14 protein-coding genes are annotated in these 14,696 nt (G+C 68.1%); 5 read left to right on the top strand and 9 right to left on the bottom strand.

The features are described from left to right. Positions 1–27: 27 nt before the first annotated feature. The 7 genes from ACH438_RS11315 to mqo form a co-directional block, all read right to left on the bottom strand. A complete protein-coding gene (locus ACH438_RS11315) occupies positions 28–1,809 on the bottom strand; it encodes a gamma-glutamyltransferase family protein (protein WP_397003884.1) in 1,782 nt (593 codons plus the stop codon). Then, positions 1,809–2,402: a GTP-binding protein gene (locus ACH438_RS11310; protein ID WP_397003882.1), complete on the bottom strand. Its 594-nt coding sequence runs from the start codon at positions 2,400–2,402 to the stop codon at positions 1,809–1,811. The genes ACH438_RS11315 and ACH438_RS11310 overlap by 1 nt, the downstream gene beginning before the upstream one ends. Beyond that, entirely contained in the window at positions 2,386–2,826 is a 441-nt protein-coding gene (locus ACH438_RS11305; RefSeq protein ID WP_397003880.1) for a DUF742 domain-containing protein, read from the bottom strand. The genes ACH438_RS11310 and ACH438_RS11305 overlap by 17 nt, the downstream gene beginning before the upstream one ends. Beyond that, a complete protein-coding gene (locus tag ACH438_RS11300; RefSeq protein ID WP_397003878.1) occupies positions 2,823–3,251 on the bottom strand; it encodes a roadblock/LC7 domain-containing protein in 429 nt (142 codons plus the stop codon). Before ACH438_RS11300 ends, ACH438_RS11305 begins: the two co-directional genes overlap by 4 nt. Beyond that, positions 3,248–6,109 carry a nitrate- and nitrite sensing domain-containing protein gene (locus ACH438_RS11295; RefSeq protein WP_397003876.1) on the bottom strand — a complete coding sequence of 954 codons (2,862 nt, stop codon included), beginning with the start codon at positions 6,107–6,109 and terminating at the stop codon, positions 3,248–3,250. Before ACH438_RS11295 ends, ACH438_RS11300 begins: the two co-directional genes overlap by 4 nt. Before the next feature lie 355 nt (positions 6,110–6,464). Then, positions 6,465–7,382, bottom strand: a complete 918-nt coding sequence (locus ACH438_RS11290) for an LLM class flavin-dependent oxidoreductase (RefSeq protein ID WP_397003874.1) — start codon at positions 7,380–7,382, stop codon at positions 6,465–6,467. Positions 7,383–7,385: 3 nt separating this feature from the next. Beyond that, positions 7,386–8,846 carry a malate dehydrogenase (quinone) gene (gene mqo, locus ACH438_RS11285; protein ID WP_397003872.1) on the bottom strand — a complete coding sequence of 487 codons (1,461 nt, stop codon included), beginning with the start codon at positions 8,844–8,846 and terminating at the stop codon, positions 7,386–7,388. Positions 8,847–8,940: 94 nt separating this feature from the next. Between mqo and ACH438_RS11280 the strand changes: the two genes are divergently transcribed. Together ACH438_RS11280 and ACH438_RS11275 are read left to right on the top strand one after the other, a co-directional pair. Beyond that, the gene (locus tag ACH438_RS11280) at positions 8,941–9,846 is read left to right on the top strand and encodes a LysR substrate-binding domain-containing protein (protein ID WP_397003870.1); all 906 of its coding nucleotides are present in this window, start codon (positions 8,941–8,943) and stop codon (positions 9,844–9,846) included. Between the two features lie 83 nt (positions 9,847–9,929). Continuing rightward, positions 9,930–11,375: an MFS transporter gene (locus ACH438_RS11275; RefSeq protein WP_397004844.1), complete on the top strand. Its 1,446-nt coding sequence runs from the start codon at positions 9,930–9,932 to the stop codon at positions 11,373–11,375. Here ACH438_RS11275 and ACH438_RS11270 read toward each other — a convergent pair. Further along, positions 11,266–12,435 carry an MFS transporter gene (locus ACH438_RS11270; protein ID WP_397003868.1) on the bottom strand — a complete coding sequence of 390 codons (1,170 nt, stop codon included), beginning with the start codon at positions 12,433–12,435 and terminating at the stop codon, positions 11,266–11,268. The genes ACH438_RS11275 and ACH438_RS11270 overlap by 110 nt on opposite strands. Before the next feature lie 90 nt (positions 12,436–12,525). On the opposite strand from ACH438_RS11270, the gene ACH438_RS11265 reads away from it, so the two are divergent. Then, positions 12,526–12,870, top strand: a complete 345-nt coding sequence (locus tag ACH438_RS11265; RefSeq protein ID WP_397003866.1) for an ArsR/SmtB family transcription factor — start codon at positions 12,526–12,528, stop codon at positions 12,868–12,870. Between the two features lie 148 nt (positions 12,871–13,018). Then, positions 13,019–13,537 carry a hypothetical protein gene (locus ACH438_RS11260; RefSeq protein ID WP_397003864.1) on the top strand — a complete coding sequence of 173 codons (519 nt, stop codon included), beginning with the start codon at positions 13,019–13,021 and terminating at the stop codon, positions 13,535–13,537. A gap of 45 nt (positions 13,538–13,582) precedes the next feature. Here the strand turns inward: ACH438_RS11260 and ACH438_RS11255 are convergent, their stop codons facing one another. Beyond that, positions 13,583–13,993, bottom strand: a complete 411-nt coding sequence (locus tag ACH438_RS11255) for a DUF4345 domain-containing protein (protein WP_397003862.1) — start codon at positions 13,991–13,993, stop codon at positions 13,583–13,585. Positions 13,994–14,098: 105 nt separating this feature from the next. On the opposite strand from ACH438_RS11255, the gene ACH438_RS11250 reads away from it, so the two are divergent. Continuing rightward, positions 14,099–14,695 (top strand): TetR/AcrR family transcriptional regulator, encoded by a 597-nt coding sequence (locus ACH438_RS11250; RefSeq protein WP_397003860.1) that lies wholly within the window; start codon positions 14,099–14,101, stop codon positions 14,693–14,695. The last annotated feature ends 1 nt before the right edge of the window (position 14,696 follow it).

The following is a 14,696-nucleotide window of genomic DNA, read 5'->3' as shown; positions in this document are numbered from 1 at the left end:
TTTCGCCCTGCAAGACACACTTTGACGTTATCGCCCCGAGGCGTAACCTTGCATTCCCCGGGGGTTTGCTCCGGCCGACAGCACACCGGTCTCGGGATCGCGTGCGACAGCGCACAAACGACCCTCCGACCACGCGCCACCAACCGTCACGCGATGGCCGCGGCGCTGCAGCTCGCCGACGACCTCCTCGCCGATGCGCGATTCCACCACCACCGCACCCGGATTCGTCACCCGCGGATAGAAAGATCCGGGGAAGCTCTCCTGATGCCAGTTGGGGGCGTCGATCGCACCCTGGAGATCCAGACTGCCGCGCACCGGTTCGCGCAGGGCGACGGCGAGCAGGAAGTGGGTGTTCCACTGGTCCTGCTGATCACCGCCCGGTGTACCGAAGGCCATGACCGCCTGACCGTCGCGCAGCGCGAGGGACGGGCTGAGCGTGGTGCGCGGGCGCCGCCCGGGCGTGAGCGAGTTCGGCAGATCCGGCTCCAGCCATGCCATTTGCAGCCGGGTGCCGAGCGGGAAGCCCAGCTCCGGAATCACCGGATTGGACTGCAGCCAGCCGCCGCTGGGCGTCGCGGCGATCATATTGCCCCAGCGGTCCACGACGTCGAGGTGACACGTGTCACCGCGGGTCGCGCCGTTGGAGGCCACGGTCGGTTCGCCCGCGCCGATCGGAACCGCCACGGCCCCAGCCGAGTTCGACTCGGCGAACTTGCTCAGGCGCGGGGTGAGCCCTTCCGGGCTGCCCGGTCGCAGTTCCATCGATGCCTGCGGCCCGATCAGCGTACGTCGCTGCGCGTTGTATTCGGGGGACAGCAGCGCTTCCAGCGGCACCTGCGGGTTATCGCCGTACCAGGCCTCACGATCGGCCATGGCGAGCTTCGAACCCTCGATGAGCACGTGGTAGTACTCCGGCGTGCCGTACTCGGGAACGGCGTCCAGCAACGCGAGTTGCTGCAGCAAGGCCGGGCCCTGACTCCACAGTCCGGGCTTGGCGACGGTCCACCCGTTCCACGTGTAGTTGGCCGGATCCTCGTAGGTGGCAGCGTAATTCACCACATCGTCGCCGCTCAGCGTGCCCGAGTGCCGCGCGCCGGAGGTGTCCATCGCGGGACGTGCGGCCGCGGCCACGAGCGCTTCGGCGATGAAGCCCTCGCGCCATACCCGCCGCGCCGCCTCGATCTGCGTTTCGCGGTCCGTGCCCGCCGCCTCGGCCTCGGCCAGCACCCGCCGCCACGTCCGCGCCAGCGCCGGATTGCGCAGTAGCTCACCGGGAGCGGGCGGTTTGCCGTCCTTCAGGTAGACGGCCGCGGAGCTGGTCCATTCGGACTCGAAGAGTTCCGCGACCTCCGCGATGGTCTGCCCGATCCGCTCCACCGCCGGAATGCCCTGCTCGGCATAGCCGATGGCGTAGGACAGCACCTCCGACAGCCGCTTCGTACCGTGATCGCGCAGCAGCAGCATCCAGGCGTCGAACGCACCGGGCACGGCGGCCGCCAGCGGTCCGGTGCCGGGCACCAGTTCGAGGCCCAGCCCGCGATAGTGCTCGATGGTGGCGCCGGCCGGGGCCGGGCCCTGACCGCACAGCACCTGCGGCGCGGCGCCGGCGGGCGCGAGAATGATCGGCACCTCACCGGCGGGGCCGTTGAGATGCGGTTCGGCCACATGCAAGACGAACGCGGCCGCGACGGCGGCATCGAAGGCATTGCCGTCGGTCTCCAGCACCGCCATGGCGGTGGCCGAGGCCAGCCAATGCGTGGAGGACACCATGCCGAAGGTGCCCTGCAGGGTGGGACGCGTAGTGAACATCAGCCGACTCTCCCAGCCACTCCGAGGCGGTGGAACACCACCTGCTCCAACAAGGCCACCAGCACTTCCTTCACCGAATTCCGGTCGCGCGCATCGCATTCCAGCATCGGGATCCAGTCCTCGAGCTCGAGGGCCTCGCGGACCTCGGCCAGGTCGTGCGCCGGTTCGCCCTCGAACCGGTTGACCACGACCACGAACGGCGTCTCCTTGTCCTCGAAGTAGTCGAGCACCGGGAAGCAGTCGCGGACCCGGCCGGTATCCACCACGATCACCGCGCCGAGCGCGCCGTCCACCAGGTCGTCCCACAGGAACACGAAGCGATCCTGGCCGGGCGTGCCGAACAGGTAGAGCACCAGCGACTTGTCCAGGGTGATGCGGCCGAAATCGAGCGCCACCGTGGTCTGCGTCTTCTGCTCGTGGTGACCGGGATCGTCGACGTCGACGGAGGCCTCGGTCATGGCGGCCTCGGTGGACAACGGCTCGATCTCGGAGATCGCGCCGATGAAAGTCGTCTTACCGACGCCGAATCCGCCGCTGATGACGATCTTCACCGACGACGGCGGGGCGGGGCGCGTGTCAGAGTGCCCGGACAAGGTCTCTGATCCTCTCGATGGCAGCAACGGAAAGTTCGGTGGACTCGCGCACGGTGAGGTGCCCGGCGGCGGCGAGATCGCTCACGATCACCTTCGCCACGCCGACCGGAATATTCAGTGCGGCACCGATTTCGGCGATGGAACGGGGCTGCTGGCACAGCGTCACCACGGCGCGCTGCTCCAGCTGCAGGGGCGCCTGCATGGCCGAACGCGGCGCCTGCACCATGGTTTCGATGCGCAGCCCGTCGACCACCGGCGTGGTACGGCCACCCGTGACGATGAAGGGGCGGACGAAGTCGTCCTCGCCCTCGGCCGCGTGCTCGGCGTGCAGCGGCGCGCCCAGGTTGTCGCGCTGGAACCAGCCGAAGTCGTGGGCGCGCTCCGGGTCGTGATACTGCCCGTGCGCGGGCTCGGAATCTCTCATCGGCGCAGGGACTCTCGCAGCTCGGACACCAGCGCCGGATCCAGGAGCGATCCGGCGCGTTCGGCCAGCACCGACATCTCGTAGCCGAGCAGGCCCACATCGCAGTTGCCGTCCGCGATCACACCGAGGCAGCTGCCGCTACCCATGGCCGAGACCAGCAGGAAGCCGCGCTTCATCTCGATCATGATCAGCTTCAGGCCGTCGAACGAGTAACTGCGCGAAGCGCTCTTGGCGAGACTGGACAGCCCCGACACCATGGCCGCCAGCCGGTCGGCCGCGGTGCGGTCCAGACCGTCCGACATGGCGATGAGCAGACCGTCCGAGGAGACCGCGACGGTCTCCCGCACACCCGCCGTATTGCGGACGAAATTGGCCAGCATCCAGTTGAAGGAATGGATATCGGTGCTGGGCAGATTTGTCGTCACCAGTTCTCCTCTGCGGTCGTCGCGGGCGCGCCGGGATACACCGGATCTGCTGCGCGCGAATGGGTTTCGGGAGCGCCAGGATACGGCGCGGCCGATGGCGCACCCGCCGCGGCACCGCGTTCGTGCCCCGCGCGGAAGGAAGTCAGCATGCTCCGGGTCTGCTCCGGCGACCGGTCGGTGACCGGCGCGGGTGGTGATATCGGATTCGGGCGGGGCTCGGGGTTGGACTGTGCCGCGGGTGCGGCGCCGGCGCGCGCCTTCTTGTTGCGGCGTTCGAGCCCGTTGCGTGTGGTGAGCTCGTTGCCGCCGCGCGGGGCGGGCGCACTGCCGCCGCGCTGGGCGGGTGTTGTGGTGCCGCGCAGGGCGGGCGCGGTGGTGCCTCGTGAGGCGGGAGCGCTGGTGCCGCCGCGTGGTGTGAGGTCATTGCGGCTGCCACGCGGGGTGAGTTCGCCGCTGCCGCGCGGGGTCAGGTCATTGCCGCCGCGTGCGAGCGGCGCATTGCGTTCCGGGGCAGCCGATCCCGCGCCCCGGCCCGGTCCGCCGCCCACACCCTTGGATTCCGAGATCATGGCTTCGAAGGTGCCGGTGCGCGGGCCGGATTCGGCGTATCCCGTACTGGCGACGCCGAATCCGATGCTTCCCGTGTCAGTGGTGGCGGGCCGCATGCCGATTCCGGTGTCGTAGCCGCGGGCGCCTGCACCGGTGGTGTCGGGCTCGTCGGTCACCAGCGCGTGCCGGCCGGTCGTGTACGGCGAGGGCAGGGCGACGGTCTCGTACGATTCCGCCGGTGCGGGCAGGCTTCTCGCTTCCGCATCCGAACCCCAGGTCGGTTCCATCTCGGTCACGGGCAGCAATGCCTGCACCATGGTCGGCGGCAGCTCCGCATCGTGCGAGGTGGCCAGCATCGCGCTGGGCAGCGTCATGCGCGCGACGATGCCGCTCACCGGGGAGGTGGTCAGTTCCACGTCGATGCCGAGCCGCTGCGCCAGCCGGCCGACCACGTAGTGGCCCAGATAGCGGGTCGGGGCGACGATGAAATCGTCTTCCCCGCGCAGCTTCGCATTCGACTGCGCGAGCGCTTCGGCGGACATGCCGACACCGTGATCGACCACCGCCAGCAGATACCCGTGCGGCGCCGAGCGGCCGTAGATCTCGACCTCGAGATCCGGTGGGGAGAAAGCGAGTCCGTTCTCGATGAGCTCGGCGAGCATATGGGAGAGCTCGCTGGCCACCGAGCCGACGATGAGCACGTCCTCGACGCGGCGCAGCACCACGCGGCGGTAGTCGTCGACCTCGGACATGCCCGCGCGCACCACGTCGATGAGGGTCACCGGGCGGGCCAGACGGCGCGGGCTGCTCTCGCCCACCAGGACCAGGAGGCTTTCGGCGTTGCGGCGCATGCGAGTAGCGAGGTGATCGAGTTCGAACAGGTTGGCCAGGCCCTGCGGGTCGAGTTCCTCCCGCTCGAAGGCGCTGATCAACGCGAGTTGCCTGCGGACCAGGTTCTGATTGCGCCGCGCCAGGTTACCCATGGACTCGGTGGTATTGCGGCGCACCAGCGCCTGCTGCGAGGCGAGTTCGAAGGCGGTGGTCTGCACGCGATCCAATGCGCCTGCGACGGCGGCGATTTCGGTGCTCGCCCCGGTCGGGGTGCGCACCGGCGCCGGGGCCTCGGGCTGGCTCTCGACGGCGTGCGACCAGGCGTCGATGACCTCGGGTAGTCGCCGCGACGCCACATCGTCGGCCTCTTCGGCCAGCGTGTGCAGCGGTCGCACCAGGGCTCGCACCGAGGCGAGGACCAGCGCGGTCATGGCGAGGATGGCGATGGCCGCACCCACCAGGAAGGCGATCAGCTCGGTTTCCGCGCTGCCGCGCAGATCCTCGGCGCGGGACTGGATATCGCTACCCACCGACTTCTGCACGGCGCGCTGCGCGTCGATCACGCCGGTCATCTGCGTCCACCAGGAGGTCGCGTCCACCGGGCGGACCAGCGGCCCGTCACCGGAGGCGAGTGCGACGCTCTCGGCCTGATCGGCCTGCGCGGCGTGGTCACCGCCCATGGCCGCGTCCAGATCGGCCTGGCGGGTCTTGTCGGCGTAGCGGGAGAACGATTGCAGCGCATCCTGTTTGGCGGCGCGGATCTCCATGAACTGCCCGTACTCGCCGCCGGAGAAGTGCCCGACCACGAACACGCCGTTGAGGAAACCGCGCTCCTTGTCGAACTGCGCCTTGGCGGCGCCGAGGGCGTAGAACGCCTGCAGACCGCGCTGCAGTTCCGGGTCGTTGGCCTGATCGAGGCCGAGGGTCAGCCGGTTCAGCGCGCCGACCGCGTCGTTGTAGAACTGCAGCACCACGGGCCGGCTGATGCGCCGCGTATCAACCTGTGTACGGGTATTGGTCAGCAGATTCAACTGCGCGAGCGCCGCGCGAACCTGGTCCGCTCCCGGCGCATTCGAATCGGCCGCGCCCTTCACCGCATCGAGCGTGGCGTCCACACTGTGCCGCTGCGCGAGCAGCTGCTGCTGCAAACTGTTGTCGCCACTGAGCAAGCCGTTGCTGAGCCCGAGCTCGCGCTGGATCTGGTCGGTCAGATCCTGCACCCCGAGCGCCAGCGTCACCGCCCGCGTGGTGGCATCGGCCTCGCGATAGTCGGAGTAGGCCCGCTGCACGGTCGCCGCCAGCAAGACCAGCACCAGGATCAGCGCGAACGCCAGAATCCGCGACAGCTGGCCGCTGATGGTCCGTGCGCGCAGAAACCCGCCCATGACGAAGTCCAGCACCCGATTCGCAGCCGCAGGTCGTGCGGGCGCCGAATCGGCACTGTCCCCGGACTTTTCCTGCCCTAGACGTAGACGCACTACCTGCCGCTCCTCCAAGATCAAACGTTTGTGCATCGAGCACACGTGAATCCGGGAGAAAACTCCCACATGCCCAATCCAACGTCAACTCGGACCGTACCCACCCCCAAACCCCCCGTCTACCAGCCTCTCTCGCCCCTCGGCCCGCGCCCCCCGATACCACCCAGAAGTTCACGAACAACCCACATACTTCGCATTTCCGCCAATTCAGGCAGCCCCGCAATGAAGATCCGGTTATGACCACCTAAAAGACCGTTCGGTACTGTATGCTGCCGACCCCGCCGAAGGTTTACACGACTACCATTTTTATTGCAGCACAACTGAATTGAGCCATGAAGACTGAAATGCCTTCAATTCACAATTGTCGGATTTTGGGTGAACCTGCCGATGTAGCCGAGGGGCAGGGGACCAGGGGGCGGACCTGTTCGGCGACGAAGCGGATGAAGCCGGCGGGGTCGGGTTCATCGGAGGTGGGTTGGAGGACGACCGTGGTGGCGCCTGCCTCGGCCCAGCGGAGGACGGTGTCGGCGATTGCCCGGGCGTCGCCGGATACGCCTAGGTCGGGGATGGTCTCGCGGCCTTGGGCGCTCAGGTCGGCGGTTACGCGGGCTGCGGCGTCGGGGCCGGTGGCTGCGAGGAGGTTCACCACGATCGGGTAGGGGTCGGAGGCCGCGGTGGCGGGGCGGGCTGCGTGGAGTATTGCTGCGGCGGTGCGGATTCCGGCGGCGGAGGTGGCGCTGGTGAGGATTGCGCCGTCGGCGGCTGCGCCTACCAGCTCCAGAGTGCGAGGGCCGGATGCGGCGGCGAGGATCTTGGGTGGGGTGCGGGGTGGCCAGTCGAGGGCTACGTCGTCGAGCTGGATGTAGCGGCCCTTCACCGTGATTCGGCTGCCGGCCAGGAGACCGCGGAGGGCGTCGAGGTATTCGCCGAGAAGGGTGACGGGGGAGGCGACGCGGGCGCCTGCCTGGCCCATCCAGTCCTGGACGCCGTGGCCGACACCCCAGACCGCGCGGCCGGGGAACATCCGTTCCAGGGTGGCGATTTCCATGGCGGTCAGGGCCACATTGCGGAGGGGGACCGGGAGGACGCCGACTCCTACGCGGAGGTTATCGGTCCAGGCCAGGGCCGCGGCGGTAGTGGCGATGCCGCCCTCTTGGAAGCAGTCTTCCCAGAGCCACAATTCGTCGAGGCCGGAATCCTCGGCTGCGCGGACTACCTCGCGCAGATGCTCGGGGGGATTTTGTGGCCGGAATACCGCTCCCAGAGCCGTCATGTCTCAAGCAATATCAGATGCCTCCGACAAGCTGTCGATCGTCCCGTATCGGCCGGGCATGAGCCGGCGTAATCGCGGATCCCAGTGGGAAAGGTGTTCGGGGAAGCAGCGATCCAGCAGGTCGGCCATGGTCGCGGGGGCCGTGGAAGCGCCGGGGGAGGCGCCCAGTAGGCCGGCGATGGTGCCCTCGGCGCCGGTGACGAGTTCGGTGCCGAAGGTGAGGACACCGATACGGCCGGGATCGGGCTTGACCAGTTGTGCGCGTTGCCCGGCCTGGATCGGGTACCAGTCGGCGGGGTCGGCGGTGGGGTAGAAGCGTTGCAGTTCAGCGAATTTGCGCCGCCGCGTCGAGAGCAACTGGCCGATGAGATAGCGGACCAGCGAGAGATTCTGCACCCCGACGGCCAGCAAAGGCAGGATGTTGCCGGGGCGCAGGGTGGTGAAAAGGTCGGTGAGGCGGCCTCGTTTGAGCAGCCGGGTGCTGAAGGTGGCGTAGGGGCCGAACAGCAGGGACTGCTCGCCGTCGACGATTCGCTTGTCCAGGTGGGGGACCGACATGGGCGGGGCGCCGAGTGCCGCTTGGCTGTAGACCTTGGCCTCGTGCCGGGCGACGATCGCGGGATTGTCGGTGCGCAGGAATTGCGCGCCGAACGGAAACACCGCGTACCCCCGCACTTCCGGAATGTGGGCCTGCTGCAGCAGTTTCAGTGCGTAGCCGCCCGCGCCGACGAACACGAACCGCGCGCGGAAGGTGAAGCGGCGCCGCTCATTCCGGTCGCGGCCGGTGATGGTCCAGAGCCCGTCCGGGTCGCGGCGCAGCCCGGTCACCTCGTGCCGAAGTGCCACGCGCGCACCGCCACTGGTCATGGTCCGCACCAGTTCGCCGGTGAGCGCACCGAAATCGACGTCGGTTCCGCCCTCGATCCGGGTGGCCGCCATGGACTCGGTACGGTCGCGCCCTTCCATGAGCAGCGGCGCCCACTGGGCGATGGTCTCCGGATCCTCGCTGTACTGCATGGCCGAGAACATCGGCAGCGCCTGCAATGTGGTGAAGCGCCGCCGCAAGTAGGCGACATCGCGCGCACCGAAGACGACATCCATATGCGGTGTCGGATTCACGAAACCACCCGCGGGGCGCGGGAATTCACCGCCCGCGGCCAGTCCTGCCCAGAACTGCCGTGACAGCTGGAACATGCGCGCGATCTCCGCGGCCTTGCCCGGGTCGTCCGGATCGGGCATGTAGTTGAGTTCGCAGAATCCGGAGTGCCCGGTACCGGCATTGTTCCAGGGATCCGAACTCTCGGCGCCGAGCCGATCGAGCCGTTCGAGCAGCGTGATCGACCAATCCGGTTGCAGGGTGGCGATCAGGGCACCGAGGGTCGCCGACATGATGCCGCCACCGATCAGGACGACATCGAGAACCTCTGTGTGCGTGCCGGTTTCGGCGGCGGGTTGCGTGTCCATCGGGGCGTCCTCCTGACGTTTCGCTGATCCCGCCATCGTCACGCCGCACCGATTCATCCGTCCAATGTCGATTCCGGCCGGATATGATCCAAATATGGATGAAATGCCCTCTGCCCAGGTCGAGGCACTGGTTCCACTGCTGGCCGCCTTCGAAGCCGCCGCCGGTGCGGGCCACATCACGCGGGCGGCCGAGCTGCTGGGCGTCCCGCAATCCTCGCTGAGCCGCCGCTTGAAAGCGGTCGAGCAGACCGTCGGCGTGCCGCTGTTCCAGCCGGTCGGCCGCCGGGTCGCCCTCACCGCGGCCGGGCACGAATTGTTCGACCGCACGCGAGGTCTCGTACAGGCCCTCGGCGACGCCATCGACGTGGTCCGCAGCAATGCCGACCCCGACAGCGGCCTGGTGCGATTCGGCTTCCCGCTCACCCTCGGCCCGGTCAGCATCCCGTCGCTGCTCGCCGACTTCCACGCCGCCGCACCGCGCATCCGCCTGCACCTGGTGCAAGCCCACGGCAGCGCCCTGGTCGACATGCTCACCGACGGCCGCCTGGACCTGGCCGTCATGATCCCAGTCCCGGCCGAGCTGCCCTCGATCATCCTGGGCCACCAGCCGATTCACCTCTACGTCGCCCGCACCCACCCCCTGGCGGGCCGCACCGAGGTCGATCTGGCCGATCTGGCCGGCGAGCCCTTCATCGCGAATCCGCCCAGCTTCCACCTGCGCCGCCTGTTCGACTCCTGGTGCGCCGAAGCCGGATTCGCACCACACGTCACCCTGGAGACGACCGAATTCGAAACCTTGCGCGCCTTCGTCGCCCACGATCTCGGCATCGCGATCCTGCCCGCCCCGGAAACCCCGCACCCGGACCTGGCCAGAATCACCCTGACCGGTGACCACGTCCGCGGCATCGGCCTGGTCTCGGGCAATCACCGCCCGACCCCGGCGGTGGCCCGGCTGCGCGAGCATGTTGCGGCCCATGCCATGTCGTACCTGCCCGCCTGACCAGGACAGTCTAGTCTGATCCGAGGCAGTGCAACGGCTCGCGCAACACTCCCTCGGCATTCCGATCCCGGTCAGGAGGCCACATCACGGCACCGGACAGCGCGACGACCGGGCGGCAGCCGCACAGGCGACTGGTGCTGGCGATCTGCTGCACCGCCGTACTGATGGCCAACCTCGACACCACCGCGCTCAATGTGGCCCTCCCGTCCATCGGCCGCGATCTGCACGCCTCGGTCTCGAGCACCCAGTGGACGGTCGCCGCGTACACGGTGGTGCTCGCCTGCCTGCTCATGTTGTTCGGATCGATCGCGGACCGCATCGGCCGCCGCACCGTGTTCCAGGCCGGGCTGCTGGTCTTCGGCGCCGGCTCGCTGCTGTGCAGTCTCGCGCCGAGTCCGGGCTGGCTGGTGGGCTTCCGGATGCTGCAGGCCGTGGGCGGCGCCATGCTCAACCCCGTCGCCATGTCCATCATCATCAATGTGTTCCCCCGGCCCGCCGAACGCGCGCGAGCGGTCGGGGCGTGGAGCGGAACGACCGGCATCAGCATGGCCGCGGGCCCGGTCATCGGCGGAGCGCTGGTGGATGCGATCGGATGGCGCGCGATCTTCTGGATCAATGTGCCGATCGCCCTGTGCGCCTTCGCACTCACCGGGCGCTTCGTGCCACAGTCGCGGGCCGCGATCGCCAGGCGGCTCGATCCGATCGGGCAACTGCTCGTCATCGGCCTGCTCGGCCCGCTGGTGTTCGCGATCATCGAAGGGCCGCAACGCGGTTGGGGTTCGCCGGTGACGATCGGGTGCCTGCTGCTCAGCGTGGCCTGTGCGCTGGGACTGGTGAATTACGAACCGCGACGAGCGGATCCGCTGCTCGAGTTGCGCGCGTTCGGTTCCCGGGCGTTCGCGGGCGCGGTGGTCATCGCGATCTGCGCCTACATCGCGATGGGCGGGTTCCTGTTCCTGAATACCTACTTCCTGCAAGGCATTCGAAACGATCGACCGCTGGTGGCCGGTCTCGAGCTGTTGCCCATGGCCGCGGCGATGCTGGTGGCGGGCCCGCTGTCGGGACGCGGCACCGCCGACCGCGGTGACCGGGTCACCCTCACCGCGGGCGGCGCCCTCACCACGATCGCGGCCGTGCTGCTCACCTTCACCTTCGACGGCGGGAACCAGGTGTTGCTGCTGTTCGGTTACGCCGTGTTCGGTCTCGGAATCGGCTTCCTGAACACGCCGATCACCACCATCGTCACCTCGGGCCTGCCCGGTTCGGAGGCCGGCGTCGCCGCCAGCGTCGCGACCACCTCCCGCCAGATCGGTCAGTCCCTGGGCGTCGCGATCATCGGCTCGATCCTGGCCGCCGACCCCGATGCCCTGGACTCGGCCGCGACCTTCCATACACCGGCCCGCATCTGCTGGACCGTCCTCACGGCCGCGGCACTGACAGCACTGATCGTCGCCCGCGTCGCAGCAACACCGGCAGCATCGCCGCGCACAGCACCGCGACGACACCGGAGAACCACTGCACGGCGGTGAGCAGGCCCGCGGCATTGGCCAGGACCCCGACCCCGATCACGGGCCATCCGACACCCAGATACGCGATCACATAGAAGGTGGACACCACCTCCGCATGCCGCTCGACGGGTGCGGCGTGATTGATCGCGGTGAGCCCGCCGAGAAACACCAGGCCGTGCCCGGCTCCGGCCGCGACGGTCGCCACGAGCAGCATTGCCAGCGAAGAGATATGCCCCGCGACCGCCAGCAGCACGAGCCCGCCCGCCAGCAAGGGCAGACCCGAAAGCTCCAGTGTCCGTGCGGGTTTACCGTAGCCAGCGAGCTGTGACAATGCGGAGCAGGCCAGCAGCAGCGCGACCGCTGCGCCCGCCACGGACAGATTGTGACTCCCCGACAACGCGGTGACATAGGTCGGAATGAGCGTCAGAAACACGCCGACCACAGCGAATCCGAGGAAGGTGGAGGTCCCGCTGAAGGCGAAGATCTGTCGCATACCCACCGGAATGCTCGGCCGCCGCGGCCGCCACCGCACATTCGGCCGGGTCTCCGGCGTGGTCGCGATGGTGAACGCCGCAGGCGCCAGCAGCACGATCTCGACCACGAACGGCACCACATGCGGCGCCGGAAGATATTGCGCGAGAACACCTCCCAGCAACGGTCCCGCCCCGAGCCCACCGGCCGAGGCCACCGTCGACACCAGCGCGGCACGCCGGCGATTCCCGGTCGGTTCCAGTTCGGCCAGCGCGGCGGTCAGCGCACCGGAGGCCGCGCCCAGCGCGAGGCCCTGCAGGATGCGCGCCGTGAACAGCCACACCACATTCGTCGCCAGCGCGAATCCCAACGCCCCCAACATCGCCAGCGCCGTGGCGGGCAGCAATACCCGCCGGCGTCCGATCGCATCGGACAGCGGCCCCGCTACCAGTAGTGAGGGAATCAGGACGGCCACGTACACGGCGAAGATCAGCGTGATGACCAAGGGGGAGAAGCCGAATCGCTGCTCGTATGAGCGATAGAGGGGAGTGGGCAGGTTCGTTCCGGTCAAGAGGATCAGCAGCGTGTAAGCCGTGGCCCAGAATCGCATGATGCAGCTCCAGAGAAGAATCCATGTTCGGACTTATCGAACATAGCAATATGTTCGTAAAACGTGAACATGATGATTTAGAGTGGACCCATGGCAAGCCGAGCCGCCACTGTCCTGGTGCACCCCGATCGCGATGACATCCGCTTCACGAATGTCCTGTCCGCCCTGGGCGACCCGGTGCGGCTGGCCATCGTCGCCCGGCTCGCCGAGGCCGGCCCCGGCGAGGAGCTCGCCTGCACCACCTTCGCGCTGCCCGTCAGCAAGTCCACGCAGAGCGGACATTTCAAATATCTGCGCGAGGCGGGCGTGATCCACCAGCGCGACGAGGGCATCCGCCGCATGAACAGCCTGCGCCGCGCTGACCTCGACGCCCTGTTCCCCGGCCTGCTGGACATGGCCATCGTGCAGGGCCGCGAGGTGATCGTCGGCTGGTGACCCGATGCGCGAAACGCCCGAATCTCTCTGACCCTCCTCGGAGTTCCTTGAAAGTCGGCGGGTAGGTTGGGGCCACTCGTGCGGAAACTGCCGGTCGGGTGGTGACGCGCGGGTGCAGAGCAGGCCAAACGACCGGAGGGATGAACATTTGAAGCTTCAGATGACCGGACGCGCCGCGGTCGCCGCGCTGGCTGTCGTTGCCGCGCTGAGCTTGTCGGCGTGTGGTAGCGGCAGCAAGACGTCGTCGAACGCCTCGTCCACCACGACTTCCGCCGCCACGACCAGCGCAGCGCCCTCGTCCAACGAGCCGCCCGTGCCGAGCGTCGCGGAACTGAACCAGGAACTCCAGCAGGTGCTGGATCCCAATGTGCCCGACAGCACCAAGGTCGGATACCTCGAGAACGGCGCGCAGGCGCTGCAGAAGGATCCGCAGATGATCGACAAGCTGGTGCAGGCGTACCAGCAGAACAATGCCAAGATCGACGTCACCGATGTGACCTCCCTGGGCGATTCGCTCTCGGCCACGGTGAACTTCTCCATCAACGGCGGCGCACCCAATGTGGCGACCGTTCCGTTCGTTCCGCAGGACGGCAAGTGGGTCCTGCAGATGAGCTGGGCGTGCAACGCCCTGCAGAACCTGAGCCAGAGCTCGCCCGCGTGCAGCTGAGCTGACCGGAGTGCGCCGGCATCCGCGAGGTGCGGATGCCGGTCGTCACCGGCTGAGCGCGACCAGGTCCGCGGCCGACGTCCGGCCCGTAACGCGTTGCAGCAGTGGGGAAACCACCAGCGGCAACGCGATCTCGAACACGATCATGGCCTTGAAGAAGGCATCCGGCCAGCCCACGTAGGCCACCGTCAGCAACCTGACCAGCCCGCCCGCGAAGAACACCAGCATGAGTAGGTGAATCAGCCCTGCGTGCCGGTCGAGATCGCGTGCCGCCCAGATGCACGCGAGGCCGTAGGCGAGGAACACCACCATCGCCATCCGAATATCGCCGTCCAGGCTCGGATTCGGCGTATTCGCCCCGGGAATGGTCTTCGGCCCGATGAATATGTGCGCCAGCGCGATTGCGCTGCACCCGATTCCGAAGACGATCAGGATCCATTGCACTGCGGTGCGCATTGCTGCTCCCTTCCCCCGAAGTGACACCCCTTAGTGGATACGTGTCTACTAGCGTGCGAACAAGCCTACGACCGGTAGTAGACACGCGTCAACTAGTCTGGGCCCATGCCACCCCGTCGTCGGCTCACCCCCGAACAGCGCCGAGCCGAACTGCTCGCCGCCGGAACCCGGCTGTTCGCCGAACGCCCCTACGACGAGGTGCAGATGGACGAGATCGCCGCCCGCGCCGGCATCTCCCGCGCCCTGCTCTACCGGCATTTCCCCAGCAAACGCGTACTGTTCGCGGCGATCTACCAGCAAGCGGCCGACACCCTGGTCTCCGGCATCGAACTCGACCCCGCCCTGTCCCTGCCCGACCAGGTCGCCGCCGGCCTCGACGCCCACTTCGACTACTTCGAGGGCAACCGCAATACCGTGCTCGCCGCCAACCGCTCGCTGGCCGGCGACCCGGTCGTGCAGGCGATCATCACCGCCGAACTCGCCTCCCTGCAGCAGCAGATGCTCGACACCACCGGCCTGACCGGCGTCTCCCGCGAGGTCACCGCCGCGATCCTGCTGGCCTGGCTGACCTTCGTCCACACCCTGTGCCTGGACTGGCTCGAACACGCCACCATTACCCGCGACCAACTGCGCGCCACCTGCATCGGCGCGCTGGCCGGGGCCCTCGGGGCCGCGCACGAATCTGCCGGAGACATTGTCTGAC

Source organism: Nocardia sp. NPDC020380, from assembly GCF_044386975.1.
Lineage (GTDB): Bacteria > Actinomycetota > Actinomycetes > Mycobacteriales > Mycobacteriaceae > Nocardia.
This window is presented reverse-complemented; position numbering and strand designations above follow the sequence as displayed.